The organism is Serratia grimesii (genome assembly GCF_900186025.1).
Taxonomy (GTDB): domain Bacteria; phylum Pseudomonadota; class Gammaproteobacteria; order Enterobacterales; family Enterobacteriaceae; genus Serratia; species Serratia grimesii.
In genome coordinates this window covers 581,785-602,970 of the sequence record NZ_LT883155.1, presented here as the reverse complement: position 1 = coordinate 602,970, position 21,186 = coordinate 581,785, and the positions used below count along the sequence as shown (strand labels likewise).

At 55.5% G+C, this 21,186-nt stretch carries 18 protein-coding genes; 9 read left to right on the top strand and 9 right to left on the bottom strand.

The features are described 5' to 3' along the window. Window positions 1-7 precede the first annotated feature (7 nt). The 5 genes from SGBXF1_RS02785 to SGBXF1_RS02765 all read right to left on the bottom strand — a co-directional run bounded on the left by SGBXF1_RS02785 (window position 8) and on the right by SGBXF1_RS02765 (window position 5,864). Window positions 8-790: an SDR family NAD(P)-dependent oxidoreductase gene (locus tag SGBXF1_RS02785; protein WP_061807416.1), complete on the bottom strand. Its 783-nt coding sequence runs from the start codon at window positions 788-790 to the stop codon at window positions 8-10. After that, window positions 783-1,370, bottom strand: coding sequence for a DUF3156 family protein (locus SGBXF1_RS02780; protein WP_061807417.1), 588 nt, complete (start codon window positions 1,368-1,370; stop codon window positions 783-785). The genes SGBXF1_RS02785 and SGBXF1_RS02780 overlap by 8 nt, the downstream gene beginning before the upstream one ends. After that, window positions 1,345-2,838: an APC family permease gene (locus SGBXF1_RS02775; RefSeq protein ID WP_186427785.1), complete on the bottom strand. Its 1,494-nt coding sequence runs from the start codon at window positions 2,836-2,838 to the stop codon at window positions 1,345-1,347. The genes SGBXF1_RS02780 and SGBXF1_RS02775 overlap by 26 nt, the downstream gene beginning before the upstream one ends. A gap of 132 nt (window positions 2,839-2,970) precedes the next feature. Beyond that, window positions 2,971-4,155 (bottom strand): anaerobic sulfatase maturase, encoded by a 1,185-nt coding sequence (locus SGBXF1_RS02770; RefSeq protein WP_186427784.1) that lies wholly within the window; start codon window positions 4,153-4,155, stop codon window positions 2,971-2,973. After that, the gene (locus tag SGBXF1_RS02765; protein ID WP_186428457.1) at window positions 4,152-5,864 is read right to left on the bottom strand and encodes an arylsulfatase; all 1,713 of its coding nucleotides are present in this window, start codon (window positions 5,862-5,864) and stop codon (window positions 4,152-4,154) included. Before SGBXF1_RS02765 ends, SGBXF1_RS02770 begins: the two co-directional genes overlap by 4 nt. Before the next feature lie 568 nt (window positions 5,865-6,432). On the opposite strand from SGBXF1_RS02765, the gene SGBXF1_RS02760 reads away from it, so the two are divergent. From SGBXF1_RS02760 to SGBXF1_RS02745, 4 genes are all read left to right on the top strand, one after another. After that, complete coding sequence (locus SGBXF1_RS02760; protein WP_037424234.1) at window positions 6,433-7,080, top strand: response regulator transcription factor; 648 nt, start codon at window positions 6,433-6,435, stop codon at window positions 7,078-7,080. 147 nt (window positions 7,081-7,227) lie between these two features. Continuing rightward, window positions 7,228-8,400 carry an MFS transporter gene (locus tag SGBXF1_RS02755; RefSeq protein ID WP_186427783.1) on the top strand — a complete coding sequence of 391 codons (1,173 nt, stop codon included), beginning with the start codon at window positions 7,228-7,230 and terminating at the stop codon, window positions 8,398-8,400. 13 nt (window positions 8,401-8,413) lie between these two features. Further along, window positions 8,414-9,526: a class II histone deacetylase gene (locus tag SGBXF1_RS02750; protein WP_037424373.1), complete on the top strand. Its 1,113-nt coding sequence runs from the start codon at window positions 8,414-8,416 to the stop codon at window positions 9,524-9,526. Between the two features lie 98 nt (window positions 9,527-9,624). Further along, on the top strand, window positions 9,625-10,431 hold the full coding sequence (locus tag SGBXF1_RS02745; protein ID WP_037424376.1) for an alpha/beta hydrolase: 807 nt from the start codon (window positions 9,625-9,627) through the stop codon (window positions 10,429-10,431). Window positions 10,432-10,469: 38 nt separating this feature from the next. Here SGBXF1_RS02745 and SGBXF1_RS02740 read toward each other — a convergent pair whose 3' ends face one another. The 3 genes from SGBXF1_RS02740 to SGBXF1_RS02730 form a co-directional block, all read right to left on the bottom strand. Continuing rightward, entirely contained in the window at window positions 10,470-10,835 is a 366-nt protein-coding gene (locus tag SGBXF1_RS02740) for a cupin domain-containing protein (protein WP_037424379.1), read from the bottom strand. A gap of 21 nt (window positions 10,836-10,856) precedes the next feature. Further along, the gene (locus SGBXF1_RS02735; RefSeq protein ID WP_061807422.1) at window positions 10,857-12,158 is read right to left on the bottom strand and encodes an NAD(P)/FAD-dependent oxidoreductase; all 1,302 of its coding nucleotides are present in this window, start codon (window positions 12,156-12,158) and stop codon (window positions 10,857-10,859) included. Window positions 12,159-12,259: 101 nt separating this feature from the next. Beyond that, window positions 12,260-13,018 (bottom strand): helix-turn-helix transcriptional regulator, encoded by a 759-nt coding sequence (locus SGBXF1_RS02730; protein ID WP_037424385.1) that lies wholly within the window; start codon window positions 13,016-13,018, stop codon window positions 12,260-12,262. Between the two features lie 265 nt (window positions 13,019-13,283). Here SGBXF1_RS02730 and SGBXF1_RS02725 point away from each other — a divergent pair, with 265 nt between their 5' ends. Continuing rightward, on the top strand, window positions 13,284-14,411 hold the full coding sequence (locus tag SGBXF1_RS02725) for an iron-containing alcohol dehydrogenase (RefSeq protein WP_186427782.1): 1,128 nt from the start codon (window positions 13,284-13,286) through the stop codon (window positions 14,409-14,411). A gap of 133 nt (window positions 14,412-14,544) precedes the next feature. Here the strand turns inward: SGBXF1_RS02725 and SGBXF1_RS02720 are convergent, their stop codons facing one another. Further along, window positions 14,545-15,474: a LysR family transcriptional regulator gene (locus SGBXF1_RS02720; protein ID WP_061807424.1), complete on the bottom strand. Its 930-nt coding sequence runs from the start codon at window positions 15,472-15,474 to the stop codon at window positions 14,545-14,547. Between the two features lie 135 nt (window positions 15,475-15,609). Here SGBXF1_RS02720 and aptA point away from each other — a divergent pair, with 135 nt between their 5' ends. The 4 genes from aptA (at window position 15,610) to SGBXF1_RS02700 (ending at window position 21,123) form a co-directional block, all read left to right on the top strand. After that, window positions 15,610-16,950 carry an omega-aminotransferase AptA gene (gene aptA, locus SGBXF1_RS02715; RefSeq protein WP_186427781.1) on the top strand — a complete coding sequence of 447 codons (1,341 nt, stop codon included), beginning with the start codon at window positions 15,610-15,612 and terminating at the stop codon, window positions 16,948-16,950. A gap of 12 nt (window positions 16,951-16,962) precedes the next feature. Beyond that, window positions 16,963-18,471: a CoA-acylating methylmalonate-semialdehyde dehydrogenase gene (locus SGBXF1_RS02710; protein WP_186427780.1), complete on the top strand. Its 1,509-nt coding sequence runs from the start codon at window positions 16,963-16,965 to the stop codon at window positions 18,469-18,471. Between the two features lie 163 nt (window positions 18,472-18,634). Beyond that, window positions 18,635-20,011, top strand: coding sequence for an APC family permease (locus tag SGBXF1_RS02705; RefSeq protein ID WP_130382541.1), 1,377 nt, complete (start codon window positions 18,635-18,637; stop codon window positions 20,009-20,011). Window positions 20,012-20,013: 2 nt separating this feature from the next. Continuing rightward, complete coding sequence (locus SGBXF1_RS02700) at window positions 20,014-21,123, top strand: DmpA family aminopeptidase (RefSeq protein WP_186427779.1); 1,110 nt, start codon at window positions 20,014-20,016, stop codon at window positions 21,121-21,123. Window positions 21,124-21,186 lie beyond the last annotated feature (63 nt).

The window sequence follows — 21,186 nt, the reverse complement described above, 5'->3', positions numbered from 1 at the left end:
ATGCTCCTTATAGAGAAGTGAAAGCCAATGTCGGTACGTCAACAATGGTTGAACCGCCGTCGGCTACAAGCGCCGCGCCGGTGATGATTGACGCTTCCGGCGAACAGAGAAAACGACAGATGCCGGCAATTTCTTCGGCGCTGGCAGGACGGCGCAGCGGCACGTCACGGCAGACATGTTGGTAGGCCTGTTCCAGCGTAAGTTGGTGCGCAGCCATCAACGGCAGCATCTCTTCATCCGCCATCGGGGTTGTGACCCAACCCGGACAGACGGCATTGGCACGCACGCCTTGTGGGCCATAATCACGGGCGATAGAGCGCATCAACCCGATCAAAGCGTGTTTGGCGGTGACATAGCCACAGACCTCTGGCCCGGCAGCCAGTGACGCGATAGACGCGACAAACAACAGGTTGCCGCCCGTTTTAACCAGTTCCGGCAGGCAGGCTCGGGCGCTGGCGAAGGCGCTGTTGAGATTGCTGTCCAGCGCTTGCCGCCAGTGGTCATCACTCATCTCGGTAATGCGCCCCAATCCCATGCCACCTGCGCTCCCTATCAGGCAGTCGATGCGCCCAGCCTGCTGTAAAATGGCCGGTAACAACACGGATTTCCAACTGTCCCCGCTGGACGCGTCGCCCACCAAAGCCTGTACACCAATCTCGTCCGCCAGCGCCGTCAAGGGTTCACGGCGTCGGCCGATGATAAACACACGGTCTCCGTTATCCGCCAGTAATCGGGCACAAGCGGCACCCACACCTGTGCCACCACCGGTAATCACTACGACTCTACTCATCGAGTTTCTCCATCAATTGGCCGATCATCAGCAAACTGCTCAACAGTAGCCGCCGCTGCTCCGGCTCCAACCGCAGATAACGGCGCCCCGCCGGCAACCGACTGACCACCTCGGATGCCGCAAAATGCTCTATCTCCAACCGCCAACGGCCAGCGACCACCGTCAATTGAATACGACGGAAATCAAGTTGCTCCAACGTTTGGTCTATTTGCGGATAACGCTGTAGGGCAGCAATCACCTGCTGTGCTATGGCATCATCTCGACGGGCGCGATACACCACACCGCGTCGACGTAGCCAACCGCCTGCGGTAATGCGTAGCGTCAGGGGCGCTTTCAGCGAGCAGTCGCCCTGCAATAGGAAACGATGGCTGACGATATGCGCCATAAACAACGCGCTAACCTGTTCACTAATGTCGATCACTGGCCCCTGTGGCAACGTCAGGCGCAGCAAACAGGGCGAAAGCCGCTCGCAGGCATAAGGCTGCAGGTTGCTTGCCAGGCGACTGAGGGTCACCCCTGGCTGATAGCCGGTTGGCGCGCGCTGCCAAAGGCGGTTAAGTGAGGGAAGTAAGCCGATCAAACTGCGCCTCCTCGTTTTCTGCTTTCGCAAAAGCAGTTTCCAGCACCTGCTCAACTGGCACCGGTTTGAACGGGTTGACCTTCTGCACACACAGGGTCCAGAACAGCGCATAGGCTGCGGTCAGGCCGATCATGATGCTGAAAGGAATGTAGACGGCACGTGGGTTCATGCCCGGCGGGGTGATATAGATAATCGCCAACACGATGCCCACACTGGAAATGACTTGCGGCAATGGGAACCACGGTGATTTATAAGCACGCGGCAAGTCTGGACGACGAATACGCAGGATCACTACCGAACAGGTCACCAGCAGGTAGGCCACGCCCCAGGCACAGACTGCCGCCAACACCAAAGGTATAATGCGATCGAGATTGCCCTGAATGGCAAAGGCATGTACGCAAGGGATCAGCACCGCCACCAAAATCCCCACCACCGGGGTTTTAAAGCGCGGGTGCAGATAAGCGAAGATACGTGGCAGCGCGCCGTCCAACGCCATGCCATACAGAATACGTGGCACGGCCGCCATTAGCGTATTAATGGTCGCCGCCCCGGCCAGTAACAGCCCGACGCCCAGCCAGTATTTGCCGAACTCCCCCATAACCTGACCAGCAAAGGCCGGGATCGCCATCGGTGTATCCAGCAGGTGAACGCCATTAGCAGCATCCACTACCACGTTTTCCACCTGATGACTGAGTGCCGCACCGTATAGCGCCATGCAAACCGCCACGCCGCACAAGCCCAGCGACATCGCACGCGGGATCACACTGGCGGAACGTTTGATCTCCGGCGCCATCGGCGTAACCAACTCACAGCCGACGAACATGAACATCGCCATGCCAATCAGACTAAACACAGCGAACGGATCGCTCAGACTCAACGTACTGCCAAACCAACCTTCCAGTGGAACCGCATGCGGTGACAGCAAGCCAGCAATGCCAAAGATCACCAGCGTGCTCCACATAGCGAACGTCAGCACGATTTCCGCTTTGCCGAACGCCTCAATACCGAATGCGTTAAGTAACCCGAATACGATCACCAGCCCGACCCCGACCATCCAGGACGCATTGTGGGTTTCCATCAGGGTATTGAGGTGTTCAAAATTCACCAGCGCCATGATGCCGGAGAGAATGGTTTCCGCGGTACCGGCAAAGATATGCACGATCAAGTAGGCTGACAGCGCGCCGGTGATGGCAAAAAAGCGCCCCATGCCACAGGCAATGTAGTCGTACACCGAGCCGGAGGTCGGCAATATCGCCGCCGCCTCGGAGAAAGTGGTGAGCTGGGCCTGCATCATAATAAAAGCGATCAACATCGCCAGCGCGAAGGTGTCGCCGCCGATACCGAAACCACTGGTGACAGTGAGGATCACCGGACTGGCCATAATCACCCCGACCGAACTGGCCAGCGTGGTGGGGAATCCGACCTTACCCCGCTCAAGGTGGGCGTGAAGCCGCGACGACAGGTTCATGGTTATTTCCTCTTATAGTTTTATCGTTTTGCCCTGATGGTGCATTTGCAGGTTTTACGTCGCCAGTGGCGGCAATATCACTATAGAGAGGAATAGAAAATGCTGACTATCGTCCTTAAGGACGAGAGGAACTCAAGCTGTGCTGCCGCTCACAGCAATGCGCCATTGCATGGCGCCCTGCGGGCTACGCGGGTAAGCACGCAACGGCTCAAGCAGTGCAGAAAAGAAGGCGTAATAACCCGCACACAGCCGGTTGTAGCGATCCGCACCGATATGCGCCGGGCAGCCGCCCTGACAGACACTTTTCACGCTGCAACTCTGGCATTCGCGACGCAGACTTTTGACCTGACCGAATGCCATGGCTGTTGCCGCCGATACAGAATCCGCGAAGGACGTGTGCTGATCGAAATGCCCCAGATAATGCTGTGCGTCCATCAGATGATCGCAGGCGTAGAGGCGACCATCCGGCTCCATCACCAAATTGCCGCCGCAGCGTTCAGCATGCACGCAACTGGGGCTGACTTGGGTGAAGTACTGCGCGTAAACATGTTCGATGTTCATCACAAACACCTTCCCCCAATGCCCCTGCCCACGCCAACGACGGTAAATCGCTAACATAAAACGCCCCCAGTTGGCGGCGCTCAATCCGTACCCGGCATCCGGGGCGTCACCTTCCAGCATCAGTGGCTGAAACTGCAAGTAACGTGCACCGAGGGCGACAAAATGGTCGTACATCGCCTGTGCCCGATCCACCACACCGTCATGTACCACCACCAGCAGGTTGAACTCGATGTGATACCGATGCAGCAGCGCAATACCGCGCAGAACATCGTCATAGCTACTGTCGCCACGCTTATCCGGACGGTGCGCGTCTTGGATCTGTCGGTCGCCGTCAAGGCTGACGCCGATGATGAAATCATGCTGTTTGAACAACCGACACCATGCGGCATTCAGCAATGTGCCATTGGTCTGTATGCTGTTGCTGATCCTGACGCCTGAAAGCGCATATTTTTGCTGCAACGCCAGGGCCCGTTTGTAAAAACCGATACCTGCCAGCAGTGGCTCACCGCCCTGCCAAACAAAGTTAATCTCGCGGCTGTAGCGCGGTTGGGCGGCAATATAGCGCCGGATAAAATCCTCGAGCAGCCCGTCGTCCATTTTTTGCGTTCGCTCGCCCTGCCGCTGCGGGTAATAGCAATAGTTGCAGGCCAGATTACAGCCAGCCCCGATCGGTTTGACCAACAGATGGAACGGCACCGCCGCACGCGGTTCGACGGCAACCGGGATCTGCTGCGCACGCAGTTGAGTCAGGTTCATTCTGCTGCCTCAGGTAAAGGCTTATGGGTAACTGGATCGAGACCAATATAGTTGCCGGATTTAGCGTCCACCCCAAGGTAATCAATCGCTTCGCCTTTAGCTTCAATCACCATGCCTTTATCAGCGTACTGCTGGTATTCCTCACTCAGCCGCTTAACCCGCTCGGGGTTGGCGGCAGCCACATCCTGTGTTTCGAGGGGGTCGTTCTGTAAGTTGAACAGCCCCCAAGGGGCCATTTGCGCCGTCGGTCCGGCTTTCACCAGCCGTCGCAGCTTCCAGATGCCCTCCACGAAGGCAGCTTGATTGTGCAGCTCAACGCCGTAGGTCGAGCGCGGTACAGTGTCGATATCACCGCTGAAATACCGCCTGAAGCTGACGCCAACCATCGGCAGCGTCGGTTTTCCCTTCAGTTGCTTACTGGCATCAATACCAGCGTAGTCGTAGAGCGTCGGTGCGATGTCATACACCGCCATGGGCGTTTTATCGATGCCACCGCGTCCTTTCAGCTGCGGTGCAGAAATGATGAAGTCAGTATTGATCCCACCCTGCGCGCTGGTGGTTTTATGATAGTTAGCGTAAGGCGCATTGCTGACGTTAGCCCAGTGTGGCCCGTAAGAGATAAAGGAACCCTTGCGGCCAATATTCGCGTAGCTGTTGTCAAACTGCTGCCAATATTCCGGCTTCGAACCGTAGTAGAAGCCGCTGGCCGGGTTGGCGCCGTTGTCGGTGGCGAAGATGATCACCGTGTTCTTATCACGCCCAGTTTGTTTCAGCGTCTTCAGTACCCCACCGACCTGATCGTCCATATAGGCAATCATCGCTGCGTACACCTGCATGGTTTTCGCCGCGTATTTCTGTTGCTCCGGCGTCATGTCTTTCCAGGCTTTATCAAGTGCCAGCGTCGGCATCGGCGTGTTATCGGAAATGATCCCCAATGCCTTCAACCGCTGAATACGTTGCTGATAGGCCTGCTGGTAACCGGCATCATACTTGCCGTCAAATTTTGCGATCCAGTCATCCGGTGCCTGCAACGGATCGTGCGGGGCGGTGAAAGCCAGATAGGCGAAGATAGGTTTATCCTTCGGCGTATCGCTGATCCACTGCTCCATCTGGGTGGCGTAGGCCTTGCTGGAATAGAAATCCTGCGGCAGCGAGACGCGTTTGCCATTCAGGGTGTAGAAGGTATGAAAGGCTTCGACAGTGCCTAGCGGTTTTGCATCGTCGAAATGGCTGGTACCGCCCCCCATAAAGGCAAAAGCGCGTTCGAAACCGCGATCGGTTGGTTTAGCACCGTCGACATAGCCCAGATGCCATTTACCCGCCATCATGGTGGCATAGCCAGCGTCCCGGAAACGTTCAGGCATCGTGGTCACCCGGTCGGTCAGTCGCATTTCATAACCCGGCTGCGCCGCCGTGCTTTCGTACCACCACATGCCGCCCATACCGGCCTGTTGGTTGGTATTGCCAGTCATCAACATCGAACGTGCTGGGGCAGACATCGGCGAAGTATAATACTGGCTCATGCGCACCCCTCGCTCGGCCAGTGCCTGCAGGTTGGGCGTGGGGATCTCACTGCCGAATGGGCTAATGTCGGAATAGCCCATGTCATCGACCAAAATTATCAGCACGTTGGGACGCCCAGTGTCTGCCGCATGAGCCATCCCCGACAGTGCGCTACCCAGCGCCACCGCGAGTGTTTTCTTCTTCATCATCACCTCATCCCCTGCATTGTCATTCGGGTTGAACAACCAAACACCTCAGCCCGAGAAAGGTCATAGTTTTTTCGTCTTATCCTTTTTCCGTCGGCTGCCGTTATCTTCAAAGCATGGCCTGAGCGGTTTTTGGCAGTGTAGGAAGCAATGGAAAAGCCTGGCTATCGTTCTTAAGAACGAGGCGCCGGAATGAAGAAGCCGAGATGTAGCACGCAGAACGCAAAGGTGTCCGCACTGAGGAAAGAGGGGAAACCGCTGTAAATTCAGCGGGAAAACGTCACAAAAATTTCATTAATGTATTAACGAAACAGACAGGAAATTGAGTAAAGACCGCGATAATGAGCCAAGTGTCATCTTGTTATTTATGTATTTTATTGCAATCAGGCTCACGTTGTTAATATGTTTTTATTGTGTTGCGAAATTGCTACAACTATGCTTGTATCGTTCATATTGTATACAGATACACGTACCGTCCCAGTACCTGAATGACATACCCAATGAATTTAACGTTGCCGCTAATCACGCTGCGGCTTTAAAGACGACGGGTAAAGGGAGGAAATGAATCATGCACACTGCATCACCTGATGCCTTTATCACTAGCTGTCTGACCACCATTGCACACCTGATCCCGGTGTCCGCTGGGGTATTTTATTTGGTGAATTCAGATTTGCGGCCGGATCACTATATTTTGCATGGCATTTCCGATAAAACCCATCAGCAGTATTTGAATCATTTCCAGCAAATCGACCCACTCAAACCGGCCAATTTCCACCATCAGGATATCAATATGGTCGGTATGAGCCCGATGGCGATTGCCAATAATCGTCATTACTATCATGATTTTATGCTGCCCAATGACATGCGCGACATGACCGAGATATTTATCCGCCAGCGCAAACGCATCGTCGCCGGCGTGTCGTTGATCCGCGATACCCCCTTTACCGAGCTGGAACGTAGCCGCTTGCGGGCGGTTATGCCGTTGATCGAACTGGCCACCCGCGATCTGCTGCCTGAAGGGGAAGCCCAATTACTGACCGCCAAAGAGCAAGAAATCGTGAATATGGTGCGCGAAGGGGCGAGCAATAAACGTATTGCGCTGAAATTGGGTATTTCACTGTCAACGGTGAAAACCCACATGCGTAATATATTTGCCAAAACCGACGTGGTAAATCGTACCGAATTAGTGGCCAGCAGCTTTATTGCCCACGGTTAATTAATGAAACTGTAGTCATAGCAATCAGTTATGGCGTTGTTAATTCAACGCGTTAATTATTCGCCATCCATGGCGCGGTGTCCGCCTGCCCCAAACACGGCATCGCGGGTATATCTGATTAAGGCTTAACCTGCGGGGATAATTATTATGTCCAGTGATTCCGTTTCTGTACCCGCTGCCGGGGCGGCTCTCCCCTGCCCGCCGCGGCTGTTGACTGCCATTATTATCTTTGCCGCCATTGCGCCGGGCATCCTGATGACTGCCCCAGCGGTAGCAGCACAATTAGCCAGCCAATGGCACCTCACTCCTGCGCAAATCGGGCACCTGTTCTCCACCGAACTGGGCGCAATGAGCCTGGCGACCCTGCCCGCCTGGTGGTGGATTGGGCGCGTTAACTGGCGTCGAATCGCGGCGCTGGCGGCAGCGGTATTTATTGTCGGAAATCTGGCCTCGGCACTGGTCAGTGATTTCAGCCTGCTCCTGGGGCTACGCTTTGTCGCTTCGCTCGCGGGCGGCACGCTGATGATCCTGTGTATCACCTGCGCCGCCAGCACCGCTAATCCGAGCCGGGTCTACGCTCTGTGGGTACTGGGACAACTGGTACTGGGGACCGTCGGGTTGCTGGTACTGCCGCCGTTGTTTGCCCATTTTGGCCTGATGGCGGTTTATCTGATTCTGGCAGCCATCATGCTGTGTTGCCTGCTACTGATCCGCGCCTTCCCTACTGGATTTCACCCTGCGCATACCGCAGTCCAAACCGCAGCAACTCCCTGGATCCGTAAAGCCTTCGCCGTACTGTCCGTACTGACCTTTTATATCAGCCTGAGCGCAGTCTGGACCTTTATCGGCAGCATCGCCGCCGCCGCGGGCCTCTCGCCGGTCAACAGCGGTCAGGTACTGGCCGCCGCCACACTGTTTGGCATCGTTGGTGCCGGTGGTGCCGCGTTAATCAGTGCACGCCGTGGCGGCAACACGCTGATTTGGCTGAGTTACGGTTTATTGATCGCCGGTATTGGGCTGTTGTTCAGGGAACCCTTGCTGCTGCGTTTCGCCGCCGCCGCAGTGCTGTTCAAGTTCACCTGGACCTTTGTACTGCCGTTTATTTTGGCCCGCGTTGCCGGGTTGGATAACAACGGCAAACTCATGAACAACATCAATCTGGTGATTGGCGGTGGCATGGCGATTGGACCAACGCTGGCCGGTTATCTGATTGAGTCTTTCGGCGGCTTCGATGCACTGTTGGTCGGCGCACTGGGTAGTGCGCTGCTGTCGTTGCTGTTGATTTTGTTGGCTTCACAGCGCGTTCGCCGCGCCGTTTAACAGGAGTAAAAAGGTGAAAAGAAAAACCGGTTTCTTGTTTGATGAACGCTGTTTCTGGCACAGCACCGGCCTGCACGCCACCACGCTACCGGTCGGCGGCTGGGTACAACCGCCTTCGGGGGCGGGCCATGCAGAATCGCCGGAAACCAAACGGCGCATGAAGAACCTGATGGACGTGTCCGGTCTGTCGCGCCAGCTCACGCTGCTGAGCGCGGAGCTGGCATCGGATGAAGACCTGCTACGCATTCATCCGGCCCACTATTTACAACGCTTCAAACAGTTAAGCGACAACGGCGGCGGCATGCTGGGCGAGGAAGCGCCGCTGGGCCCCGGCAGTTACGAGATAGCCAAGTTGTCCGCCGGATTAGCCTGTGCAGCCGTCGAGGCGGTGCTGCAGGGCGATCTGGACAACGCCTATGCACTGTCACGCCCGCCGGGTCACCACTGCCTGCCGGACCAATCGATGGGTTTTTGCTTTTTGGCCAATATCCCCATCGCCATCGAACGTGCCAAAGCAAGATACGGTCTGGGCAAGGTGGCGGTGCTCGACTGGGACGTCCATCACGGCAATGGCACCCAGCATATCTACTGGCAGCGGGACGACGTGCTAACACTGTCACTGCATCAGGATGGCTGCTTCCCGGCAGGATACTCTGGTGAGCAGGATCGCGGGGCCGGTGCGGGCGAAGGCTATAACATCAATATTCCGCTGCTGGCCGGGGCAGGTGATGATGGTTACCTGCACGCCATGCGCCAAATTGTCATTCCGGCGCTGGAACAATTCCAACCGGAAATGATCATTGTCGCTTGCGGTTACGATGCCAACGCCCTCGATCCGCTGGCGCGTATGCAATTACACAGTGACAGTTTCCGTCACATGACAGCCCTGGTGCAGGACGCCGCCGATCGCCTGTGCGATGGCAAATTGGTGATGGTGCATGAAGGCGGTTATGCCGAATCCTACGTACCGTTTTGCGGTCTGGCAGTGATGGAAGAACTCAGCGGCATCCGTACCGAAGTACAGGATCCGCTACTGGAATTTATCCAACAACAGCAACCACGCGAGGCCTTCAATCAGTTCCAGCGTCAGGCTATTGATCAACTGGCGCAGCAGTTCATTCGCTAATCACCTCAGGGCGCAGCATCTTGCGCCCCTACCAATTCCTCGCTTTGCCACTACGCTGAATAGGGTTTCCGTTTATCCCTACCGATGAGAAAAATAATATGTCTGAACAGAAGATTAGCTTTATCAAAGGTGGCCAGGGCGATATCGCGGTACATGATTGGGGCCATGACCGACCGCGCTTTCTGGCGCTGCTGGTACACGGTTACGGCGAGCATCTCGGTCGCTATCAGTACGTAGCACGCACGCTGGAAGCCCAAGGTGCGCGCGTGTTTGGCCCCGACCATGTTGGCCACGGCTTGTCACAGGGTGAGCGCGTATTAATTGAAGATTATGACGCCGTCGTCGACGACGTTCACCGCGTGGCGGCACATTTCCAGCAACTGCACCCTGGGGTACCACTGGTGGTCATTGGTCATTCCATGGGCGGCATGATCGCCACCCGCTACGTTCAGCGTTATGGGGATAACGTGCGTGCGCTGGTGCTTTCCGGTCCACTAATTGGCGAAAGAACCCAAATTTCCGATCTGCTGAATCTCTCGAAGATCCCTGACGATCCGCTTGATACCGCCACCCTGTCGCGCGATCCGGCAGTTGGCACTGCCTATCAGGCCGACCCGCTGGTGTGGCACGGCCCATTCAAGCGCCCAACCTTGCATGGCATTCAGCAAATGCTGGCCAAAATCAACGCCGGGCCGGGCTTTGGTGCATTGCCAACGTTATGGATACACGGTGATGACGACCGGCTGGTGCTTATGGCGCAGTCGCAAACCGCCATCAACGTGCTGAAGGGCCACGATTTTGAATCCATGGTGAACCCCGGTGGGCGTCATGAAAGCTTTAACGAGACGAACAAAGATCAGATCTTGAGGCGGATCGGCAGTTTTATTGAACGGGTGCTGGGGTAGCGGATCCCCCTCTCCAGCGAAGAGGGGGAAGTACGAGATCAACCTTCGACAATCGCCAGGTAGTGTTTTACAAAACGATCGGAGGTGATTTCCCAGCGCACCGGCGTGCCCTTTTCGACAAACCAGGAGTCACCGGCCTGATATTGCACGGATTTACCGGTGTTCTCATCAGTCAGCGTTGCCGTGCCTTCCCACACGGTGGCGTGTTCAGCAAACGGGTACTCCATCACGAAGGTACCGCGTGTACAGCTAAAGATGCCACAATTCAGGTTATCCGTTGGCTCACCAAAAATACTCGCGACGCCCACGTTTGGCTCACCAGCGATCACCTTGGCACCGAGGTTGCTGACGCTGCCAATCTCCAGCAATTCAGGCAACGCTTGCTTCAGCAGTAATGGTTTCATGTCTCTCTCCTCTCATAAGAATTAACGGCGGCCTTTCCAGTAACCGGATGTCTGGTGCCAAACCTTGCCGGCAGTGGTCATCACCCGCCGCAGTTTGTCCTTGCCGAAGATATTGACGTGCGGAATCGAACTCATCAGATCGTAACGATCGGATCCTTCACTCATGCCCTCCGCCAACACCTTGCAGACGATATGGCTCGGCGTGACGCCAAAACCGGAATAACCCTGCACGTAGAACACGTTATCGTGCTGTGGCAAAGTACCAATCTGCGGGAACAGATTGGCGCTACAACACAGTGGGCCGCCCCAGGCCAGGTCGATCTTGACGTCATGCAGATAGGGGAACACCTTCAACATCAGATTACGGTTCCAGGCTTTGAGATCCGCCGGAATGTATTCGATCAGTCGGGTCGCGCTGCCGAACAGCAAACGGTTTTCATTGGTCACACGGTAATAGTCAATCACCGGACGGATGTCGCTGTAAGCACCGCGAATCGGGCTGATCTGGCGGATCAGTTCGTCAGGCAGCGGTTCGGTCGCCAGTTGGAAAGCATAGGTATTGATGGTTTTGTTGTAGATGAACGGTTCCATGCCGTTGAGAAAACCGTTACAGGCCCACAGCATCTTGTTGGCGCGTACCGATCCCATGGCGGTACGTACCTTAATACGCGAACCGTATTCCACGCCGAGCACGCTGCTGTTTTCAAAGATCTTCACGCCATAGCCGCTCAGCGCCTGAGCTTCCCCTAACAGCAGGTTAAGTGAATGCACGTGCCCGCCGCCCATGTGTTTCAATGCGCAGGTATAAGCGTCTGAACCCACCACCTGCTTCACTTCCGCACCGGTATAGAGTTCGATCTCTTCATCCGGCGATACCGCTTTAAACTCCTTCAGCCAGCTGCGCAAGGTTTTCTCCTGGCGCGCGTTGCTGCCGAGATAGCCGTAGCCAAAACAGAAGTCGGCATCGATGTGGTATTTTTTGATGCGCTCGCGAATAATCCCGGCACCAAGGTTGCTGATTTTAAAGATGGTTTCTAGCCCGGCAGGACCGACATGACGTTTGATCTTTTCCAGATCATGGCCGATCCCCGCCATCACCTGTCCACCGTTGCGGCCAGTGCCGCCGTAGCCCAGATGGCGCCCTTCAAGAATGGCAATATTGGTGATGCCCCGTTCCGCCAGCTCCAGTGCGGTATTAATGCCGGAGAAGCCACCACCGATGATGACCACGTCAACGTCCAGATCTTCTTCCAGCGTCGGGAAGCGCAGATCGTACTTCTTGGTTGCCGCGTAGTAGGTTAACGATTCGATATTATTATTCACTGCCGCACTCCCGATGACCTTGGCTCTATCATCGGATTATCAGCAAGCGACGTCGTCGTCGCTATGTCCCCTTAGGGACATTCGCAACAAATAATTAACACTCAGGCACTGCGTCGCAGCGGTGTGGCCAACAGCAGGCTGAACAGCTCGGCCTGTGAGCCGATATTCAGCTTGCTGTAGATGTTCTTGCGGTGATTTTTCACCGTACCCAGGCTGATAAACAGCCGGTCGGCGATCTGCTGTGAACCGGAGCCTTCAAGGATCAGATCCACAATTTCACGCTCACGTGGCGTCAACAGATAACGTGCCTGCACGGCATGGTCCGTCACCTTGTCCGGCGCAGCGGGCGCCGCGATCACTTCACCATGCAGGCGAGCGACACTTTTCAACAGTGTCAGCGCGTCGCGCAACTCTGTCAGTTGCGGAGAGCGTACTCCCACAGACTGACGCGCCGAGCCGAAAAACACCCCCAGCCCGCGTTCCGTCGTCAGGGGCAGCAGTACGCCAGCTTCATCGTGCCAGCCGGTTTTTCGGTAAAAATTACGGTAATAATCAGTATGGTAAAAACCGCACGGTGCGAGCTGGCGCAACGTTAACACTCCGTCACTCCCACCGCCATTCAGCGCCTGATAAAACGGATCCTGCAAATAAGCGCCCTGCTGGTAGAGTTGGTTAACCGCGTCGCTGTTTTCCTTCTCGGTTTTTATCAGGCAACGTGGTGCCTGGCCGCGTTCAAAAGCGTAGACAATAGCATTATCAAAGGCGAAAAAGCCTTCCAGCCAGGCCAGCAAGCTAGGATAAAAGCGTTGAGTCGCCACTGCGTCGATCACTGCTGATAATCGTTCGACCTGAATAGTCATATTCGCCCGCCATCATTAATAAATTAACAATCACTTTGCTCCGGCTTCATTCTGGCCTGCTTGTTATAGAAAACACTCAATAGCACCAAATGCAATCCCTGAATTGTTTACATGTTAAACAAATCACACCTTCGCGAGATTATCGCGCCCTGAAGCAATCATGCTGGGTTAACATATTAACGGAATGTCTTTCAGGCAGCGAAAAGCAGTGGTTCAGCCGCAGAGGCTGGCTTATGCTGTGGTTTTCGTGCGCCAAGGAGAGACTATGACCACCAGCCTGACGATCGCCAACCGCCATACCTGGTTCGGCCACGGCAGCATCAGCCAATTGATCCCGCTACTGACCGCAGAGCCGCAACCGACGCTGCTGTTTAGCTGCCGCTCATTTCTCAATGGCGCGGTGTATTCTTCCCTGGCGGACACGCTGACACCGCTGCTGATCGGTACCGAAATAGTCAGTCACGAGGCGTCGCCGCAAGAGATCGACGCCTGGGTCGCGCGCTGGCGCGGAAAAGCTCAACGCGTAGTCGCGATCGGCGGTGGCAGCGTACTGGATGCCGCCAAGGCATTTGCCGCACTGGTTGAACACCCGTTGCCGACCCTGCGCTATATGGAAAAAGTCGGCGACACTAAAATCAGTGGTGCCACCTTGCCGCTGATTGCCATTCCGACCACGGCCGGCACCGGCAGCGAAGTGACTCAGAACGCGGTAATCACAGATACTCACTTCAGCAAGGTAAAAGCCTCGCTGCGGCATAACAACTTTGTGCCGCATACCGCGATCCTGGATCCACAACTGCTACAGGGCACACCGGACAAGGTACTGGCTTATTGCGCCATCGATGCCTTCACCCATTTGTTCGAAGCTTACTTATCCAAAACCGCCAATGCCATGACACGTGAGATGTCGCTGACCGGTATCCGCCACTTCCTGCGTGCCTGGCCGACACTCAACCGCAGTGCTCAGGCACGTGAGGACATCATGCAAGCTTCCTACCTTGGTGGGCTGACGCTGAGCGCCGCAGGGTTAGGTGTGATCCACGGTATTGCAGGTGAAATTGGCGCATTGCGCGACTACCACCATGGACAGGTGTGTGGCCGTCTGCTGCTGCCCTTCCTCGAGCTGCTGGCGCAGAGTGAACAACCGCAACAGCGGGCACTGATGGCCGAACTCGCCACTCGCCTGTTCCCCGAACAACAAGACAGCCCGGAACGCTATCTGATCGACTTCATTACCCGCAACGCCATCGCCACGTTTTGGCAGGACGATCTGCCCATTTCCGCCGACGAACTGGCCGTCACACTGGCCAAATCCAACAGCAAGAACTCACTGATCGACTACAGTGCGCCGCAGCGGCAGCTGATGATCGAAGGCGCATTCCGCGTCGAATGATTATATAATTAGATCAAAGTAATAGCGGGAGATCGGAAATGGGTATCATCAGCTGGATTTTCACCGGCATCGCGATTGGCATACTGGTCGGCGTGCTGATCAAGATTTTCGGCAAGAAGAAAGATCAGTAACATCATGCTGTTCCATGAGCCGCCAGCAGGCACTCGTGGAACAGCTTCACGACCCGTTGCGGGCTGGGTGAACGCCGTAATACGCTGGAATACTCACAGTGGTAGCAGAACAGCGAGGGTTTGATCGCCCGCATCATCTTCTGCGCGACAAAAAATGCCGCATAGTGGTCGGGGAGAAAACCGACGTACTTACCGGAAAGGATTAATGTCGCTATCGATTCTTGGGCAAAACCCGTCGCTTTGCGATGCAAATGCTGTTGCAGGCTCAGTTCCATATTCGGCGAATGGTAACCTAATCCAGCAAAGGCATAATTGTGCAATAGATCCCAATTCAGCGTTTCATGATTAGCAGAAAATAATTCATGCTGCGCACCGCAATATAAGAACATCCTCTCATTAAATAACGAACTATAAGATAAACTTTCTGCACTACGGTGCATGGGAATAATGCCAACCTGAAATTGCCCATCAATAACGCCGCGCTCAATGGTATTTATCGGCTCCACATACATTTGCAAAGACACGTCCGGTGCCTGTTCACTAAATAACGCAATAGCTCGCCCGATATGTGCCTGTGGATTACTGACGGTATGATCAAATATCGCCACATGCAGTTGTCCACCCAAACGCTGGTGCACATCATCCACGCCACGACGGAAAGCCTCGGTTGCCGCCAAGAGATTAATGGTTTCCTGGTAAATCAGCAGCCCTTCGTCAGTGACCGCAAACCCCTCACGCCCGCGATGGCACAGTGTCAGGCCCAAACGCTGTTCCAGATCTTTGATATGCTTGCTGATGGTCGACAGACTGATATTCAATTCCAATTCGGCGGCGCTCATGCCACCACAGTCAACCACGGCCTTAAACACTCGCAGCAACCGCAAGTCCATATCCGATAACTGCCCCAAAAGTGCGCGCTTTTTTACTTGCATAAAACCTTAAGTAAGTTTCGACATATGATTATTCACATTAGTGAAGAAGCAGAACATAGTCAATTTAAAGCAACAATTCATTAACACGCCAGGTTATTTAATTAACCTCATCGATTCTCCCGCCCGGAGGGAAAAATGGCTGATTTAAATCACCCTAAAAATAAACCCGAACGTGAATGGTTAGAAGCACATTGGATGCCGTTTACCGGTAACCGTAATTTTAAAACCAACCCGCGAATGATAAGCCACGCTGAAGGCGTTTATTATACCAGCCAGGACGGGCGTAAAATATTTGACGGTTTATCAGGGCTATGGTGCTGCGGTTTAGGCCATGGCCGCAAAGAAATAGCCGACGCGGCTCATAAACAACTTTCCCAATTGGATTACTCCCCGGCATTCCAATTCGGCCATGCCTTATCGTTCGAGTTGGCGAATAAAATTAAAGCCATGACACCAGCCGGGCTGGATTATGTCTTTTTCACCGGATCCGGATCCGAAGCGGCAGACACTTCATTAAAAATGGCGCGGGCCTACTGGCGAGCCAAAGGTCAGGCAGGAAAAACCTGCTTTATCGGCCGCGAAAAGGGCTATCACGGTGTTAACTTCGGTGGGATTGCCGTGGGTGGGATTGCCGGTAACCGTAAAGCCTTTGGTACCAGCGCCGAGGCTGATCACCTGCCGCATACCTTGCTGACGGATAACGCTTTTTCACGCGGGATGCCTGCGCAGGGGGCCGAGCTGGCAGAAGAACTGAACCGGATCATCGCGCTGCGTGATGCTTCAACCATTGCTGCCGTCATTATTGAACCCTTTTCCGGCTCCGCTGGGGTGATTGTGCCGCCCGTTGGCTATCTGCAACGCATCCGTGAGATCTGCACCCAACACAATATTCTGCTGATCTTTGACGAAGTGATAACCGCCTTCGGCCGCTGCGGCGCGTTGACCGGAGCCGAAGCGTTCGGTGTCACGCCAGACATTATGAATATCGCCAAACAGGTGACCAACGGCGCGCAACCGATGGGGGCAGTAGTGGTTCGCCCAGAGATTTATCAGGCCTTTATGGACACCGATGACCCCGAGTATTTGCTCGAATTCCCGCACGGTTATACCTATTCCGCCCACCCGGTTAGCTGTGCCGTTGGGTTGGCGACACTGGATATTATTCAACGCGAGCAGATGATTGAGCGGGTTCAGGCACTGGCACCGTATTTTGAGCAGGCAGTGCACGGTTTACAGGGCTGCCACCACGTTACCGACATTCGCAATTTTGGCTTGGCGGCCGGTATCACGCTGGCGGCACGACCGGGAGAAGCAGCACGCAGGCCCTACGAGGTGGCAATGCGTTGTTGGGAAAAAGGGTTTTATGTCCGCTACGGCGGCGACACCCTGCAACTGGCGCCGCCGTTTATCAGCAGTGAGGCGCAGATCGATTCGTTAATCAACGCCTTGGGCGACGCCATCAACGCCACTGAATAAGGAGCGAATACCATGCCAATTGCACATTGGATCAACGGTCAGTCCGCCACTGGCGGCACCCGCAGCCAACCGGTATTCGATCCGGCGACCGGGCTGTCACATCAGGACGTGTTACTGGCTGACCGTGCCACCGTGGAAAGTGCCATAGATGCCGCCGAACGGGCCTATCCAGCCTGGCGAGATACCCCGCCGTTGAAACGGGCCAGGATCATGATTCGTCTTAAAGCGTTGCTGGAACAGCATGCCGACCACATCTGCCAACTGATAACCGCCGAGCATGGCAAAGTACTCAGTGACGCCATGGGTGAACTCCAACGCGGCATCGAAAATATTGAGTACGCCAGCTATGCACCGGAACTACTCAAAGGGGAACACAGTAAGGATGCCGGGCCCGGTATCGACAGTTGGAGTGAGTTTCAGCCACTGGGTGTCGTGGCCGGTATCACGCCCTTTAACTTCCCGGCGATGGTGCCGTTGTGGATGTGGCCGATGGCTGTGGCATGCGGCAATACCTTTGTATTGAAGCCTTCTGAACGCGTGCCCTCCTCCACGTTATATATCGCTCAACTGGCATCGGAGGCTGGGCTGCCACCCGGCGTATTGAATCTGGTCAACGGCGACCGCGAAGCCGTGGACACTCTGCTGCATGATCCACGCGTTAAAGCGGTGAGTTTTGTCGGATCGACGCCGGTAGCGGAGCATATTTATCACACCGGCTGCGGCCAAAACAAACGGGTGCAAGCATTGGGCGGTGCGAAAAATCACGCAGTGGTGTTACCGGACGCTGACATCACCGGCAGCGTCAATGCACTGATGGGGGCGGCATTCGGCTCTTGTGGGCAACGTTGCATGGCAATTCCACTGGTTGTCGCGGTAGGAGATGAAACCGCCGATGCTCTGATCGCCGGCTTGCAACAGCAAATGGCCAACATGAGGGTGGGTGCCGGTCGCGATAACCACAACGACATGGGTCCGCTGGTCACTCAGCAACATTATCAAAAGGTAAAAAGCTACATCGATCAGGGAGTTGAAGAAGGCGCCCGGTTGGTGGTCGACGGCCGTGAGTTGAAGGTACAAGACGGTAACGGGCAGCCCAGCCAAGGTTATTTCCTCGGCCCGACACTGTTTGACCGCGTACAACCCGGTATGCGGATTTATCAGGAGGAAATCTTCGGCCCCGTGTTAGGCATAGTGCGGGTCAACACGCTAAAAGAGGCAATGGCGATGATTGATGCCCATGAATACGGTAACGGCACCTGTCTGTTCACCCGCGACGGCGAGGCGGCACGTTACTTCTCTAATCATATTCAGGTCGGCATGGTGGGGATTAACGTTGCATTGCCGGTACCAGTGGCCTACCACTCATTTGGCGGTTGGAAACGTTCGCTGTTTGGCGACTTGCACGCTTACGGACCGGATGCCGTCAGGTTTTACACCAAGCGCAAAACCATTACCCAGCGCTGGCCTTCGTCCCATGACGCCCAGCATGCCAGCTTCAGCTTCCCGTCCGGGCAAGGGTAATTTCATAATAAAAATAATGATTTTATAGGGGCGAAGGCATTCGCCCTCTTTTTCCACGCGCTCTATTTAATCAGGCCCGGACAACGACATGCCATCGCAATGTGCTATCGCATGATCGCCGTCCGCAACATCACTCACTTACGCGTTGTTAATGGGGTATTGAATGAAAGAGCCCACACCAGAACATAAATTCAAAGGTAATCTCAGCGTCCTCGACGTCGTGATGATTACGGCCTCCGGCGTCACACCAGCCAGCTCTATCTTTGTCATCGCTCCACTGGCGATTGCCAGCGCCGGCAGCGGCGCCTTTATTTCATTTCTGATCGCCGCCTTTATCGCAGCCACCATCGCGCTGTGCTACGCAGAGCTAGGCGCCGCACACCCCAGCGCAGGCGGCGAATACAGCATCATTAAACGGCTGTTCGGCACCCTGTGTGGGCTACAAACTTACCTTTTTATCCTCAGCGCCGCACTCTTTGTCCCGGCCGTGCTGGCTACTGGCGCGGTGCCCTATTTAAATACCGCGCTGGGCACGCAATTTGACGCCTCTACGGCAGGCATGATCACCATCCTGATCGGCGGTGCCTGCGCCATTTTCAATATCAAGGCCAACGCCCTGCTGACCGGCACCTTTCTGGTGGTCGAGATCGCAGTGCTGGGCTTAATCGCCTGGCTGGGGTTCAGCAACCCGCATCAGAGCGCAGACATACTCACCGCCCCAGTAATGCTCAATCCCGAAGGGGTGCTGGCGCCAGTCTCCGTGCCGTTAATCGTCGCCATGGTCGGCGTCGCACTATTTTCCTACAACGGATATGGCGCTGCGGTGTACATGGCAGAAGATATGCGCGAACAGGGCAAACCGATGGCGACCGCCATCATGTTAACGCTGGTGATCGTGGTGCTGGTTGAATTGCTGCCCTTCACCGCGCTGTTGATCGGTGCGCCGTCTTTGGTTGAAATGGCCAAACAGGCGGACCCCGTCGGCTACGTAGTCAGTCAATTGGGCGGACCGACGCTGGCGCGGGTGGTCAGCGGGGCCATTTACCTCTCTGTGTTCAACGCCATTATCGCTATCGTAGCCCAGTTCAGCCGGATGATGTTCTCCAGTGGCCGTGACGGTTTCTGGCTGCCACAGGTGAACCGGGCACTGAAAAAGATTCACCCGCGTTTTGGCACGCCGTGGATTGCCACCCTGCTGTTCGGCATCCCCTCAGCGCTGCTGGCCTTTTGCTCCAACCTCGGCGATCTAACCTCATTTACCGTGATCCTGCTGCTGCTGGTGTACATCATTATGGCCATCGCTGCGCTGATCAGCCGTCGCCGTGTGCATTTCCATCACCCGTATCTGATGCCACTGTGGCCGCTGCCTGTGGTGATAGCACTGCTTGGCTGCCTGTACGTGTTGTGGACAATTTTGATCGCCAGCAGCCTGAAAGACTTTATTATCATTGCCGGTATCCTCTGTTTTGGCCTGGTGCTGAGCTATATGCACACCCGTCAAACCGTCCCGCTCGTTGAACCCTCAATAGAAGGAGAATAACCATGTCGCAGCGCGCTCAGGATTTGGGCATTAAGATTGGTCACGGCGTTGCCGGCCCGCTGAACGCCATCACCGACGTGCCCGGTGTCCGCGTTGGTCACACCAGCATCCACGCCGATCTGGCCGACGGTCGTAGCGTGCGGACCGGCGTTACGATCATTGAACCCCGTGCCGGTCAGGCCCGAAAATCCCCCTGCTTTGCCGGCGTGCATGTCCTCAACGGGAACGGTGACGCCACGGGGTTGGAATGGATCCGCGAAGCCGGTCTGCTCACCAGCCCAATCGCCTTCACCAACACCCACAGCGTCGGGGTGGTGCGTGACAGCCTGATTGCCCTGGAACGCGAAGCACTGCCCGCCGACGACAATGCGGTGTACTGGAATATGCCGGTAGTCATGGAAACCTTCGACGGCCTGCTCAATGACATCAACGGATTTCACGTCAAACCGGAGCACGTGCGACAAGCACTGCAAGCGGCGCACGACGGATTGCCGCAGGAAGGTGCAGTCGGCGGCGGCAGCGGCATGATTTGTCATGAGTTCAAAGGGGGGATCGGTACGGCATCCCGTCGTCTGCCCGCCGATCGCGGAGGTTGGACGGTTGGCGCCATCGTGCAGGCCAACCACGGTAAGCGTGCGTCGCTTTTGGTTGGCGGATATCCGGTGGGTCGCCATCTGGGGCATATTCATTCGCCATTCACCCCGCAACTGCCGCATCCGGGTATGGGATCAATCGTCGTTACACTCGCCACCGACGCGCCGCTGTTGCCGCACCAATGCACGCGACTGGCCCAACGTGCCAGCATTGGCATTGCCCGTACCGGCGGCGGCACTGAAGACTCCAGCGGTGATATCTTTATCGCCTTCGCCACCGGCAACGACGGGCTGCCGCCAGCCGACTACGCCAATAAGGGAGCCTTCACCACCCCATTGCGCATGGTGAATAACGATTACATTTCCGAGCTGTTTGCCGCGGCGGCTGAGGCGGTAGAAGAGGCAATTATCAATGCGTTGCTGGCGGCCAATACCGTTTCCGGTAACGGCCATCGGGCGGAAGGATTAAGTGCAGAGCAGTTGCTGACGGCACTGGAGCAAGCCGGCTGGCGAAAATAATCCCAAAATCTGCTCTTGTTATGAGGGCAGACTAAAAAATGCTATTCTGGGCGGCGTCCATTT

Coding starts and splice junctions, on each gene's coding strand:
- SGBXF1_RS02760 (WP_037424234.1), top strand. CDS start 6,433: ATGCACACTGCATCACCTGATGCCTTTATCACTAGCTGTCTGACCACC.
- SGBXF1_RS02730 (WP_037424385.1), bottom strand. CDS start 13,018: ATGACTATTCAGGTCGAACGATTATCAGCAGTGATCGACGCAGTGGCG.
- SGBXF1_RS02745 (WP_037424376.1), top strand. CDS start 9,625: ATGTCTGAACAGAAGATTAGCTTTATCAAAGGTGGCCAGGGCGATATC.
- aptA (WP_186427781.1), top strand. CDS start 15,610: ATGGCTGATTTAAATCACCCTAAAAATAAACCCGAACGTGAATGGTTA.
- SGBXF1_RS02740 (WP_037424379.1), bottom strand. CDS start 10,835: ATGAAACCATTACTGCTGAAGCAAGCGTTGCCTGAATTGCTGGAGATT.
- SGBXF1_RS02770 (WP_186427784.1), bottom strand. CDS start 4,155: ATGAACCTGACTCAACTGCGTGCGCAGCAGATCCCGGTTGCCGTCGAA.
- SGBXF1_RS02785 (WP_061807416.1), bottom strand. CDS start 790: ATGAGTAGAGTCGTAGTGATTACCGGTGGTGGCACAGGTGTGGGTGCC.
- SGBXF1_RS02700 (WP_186427779.1), top strand. CDS start 20,014: ATGTCGCAGCGCGCTCAGGATTTGGGCATTAAGATTGGTCACGGCGTT.
- SGBXF1_RS02725 (WP_186427782.1), top strand. CDS start 13,284: ATGACCACCAGCCTGACGATCGCCAACCGCCATACCTGGTTCGGCCAC.
- SGBXF1_RS02755 (WP_186427783.1), top strand. CDS start 7,228: ATGTCCAGTGATTCCGTTTCTGTACCCGCTGCCGGGGCGGCTCTCCCC.
- SGBXF1_RS02765 (WP_186428457.1), bottom strand. CDS start 5,864: ATGAAGAAGAAAACACTCGCGGTGGCGCTGGGTAGCGCACTGTCGGGG.
- SGBXF1_RS02720 (WP_061807424.1), bottom strand. CDS start 15,474: ATGCAAGTAAAAAAGCGCGCACTTTTGGGGCAGTTATCGGATATGGAC.
- SGBXF1_RS02705 (WP_130382541.1), top strand. CDS start 18,635: ATGAAAGAGCCCACACCAGAACATAAATTCAAAGGTAATCTCAGCGTC.
- SGBXF1_RS02710 (WP_186427780.1), top strand. CDS start 16,963: ATGCCAATTGCACATTGGATCAACGGTCAGTCCGCCACTGGCGGCACC.
- SGBXF1_RS02775 (WP_186427785.1), bottom strand. CDS start 2,838: ATGAACCTGTCGTCGCGGCTTCACGCCCACCTTGAGCGGGGTAAGGTC.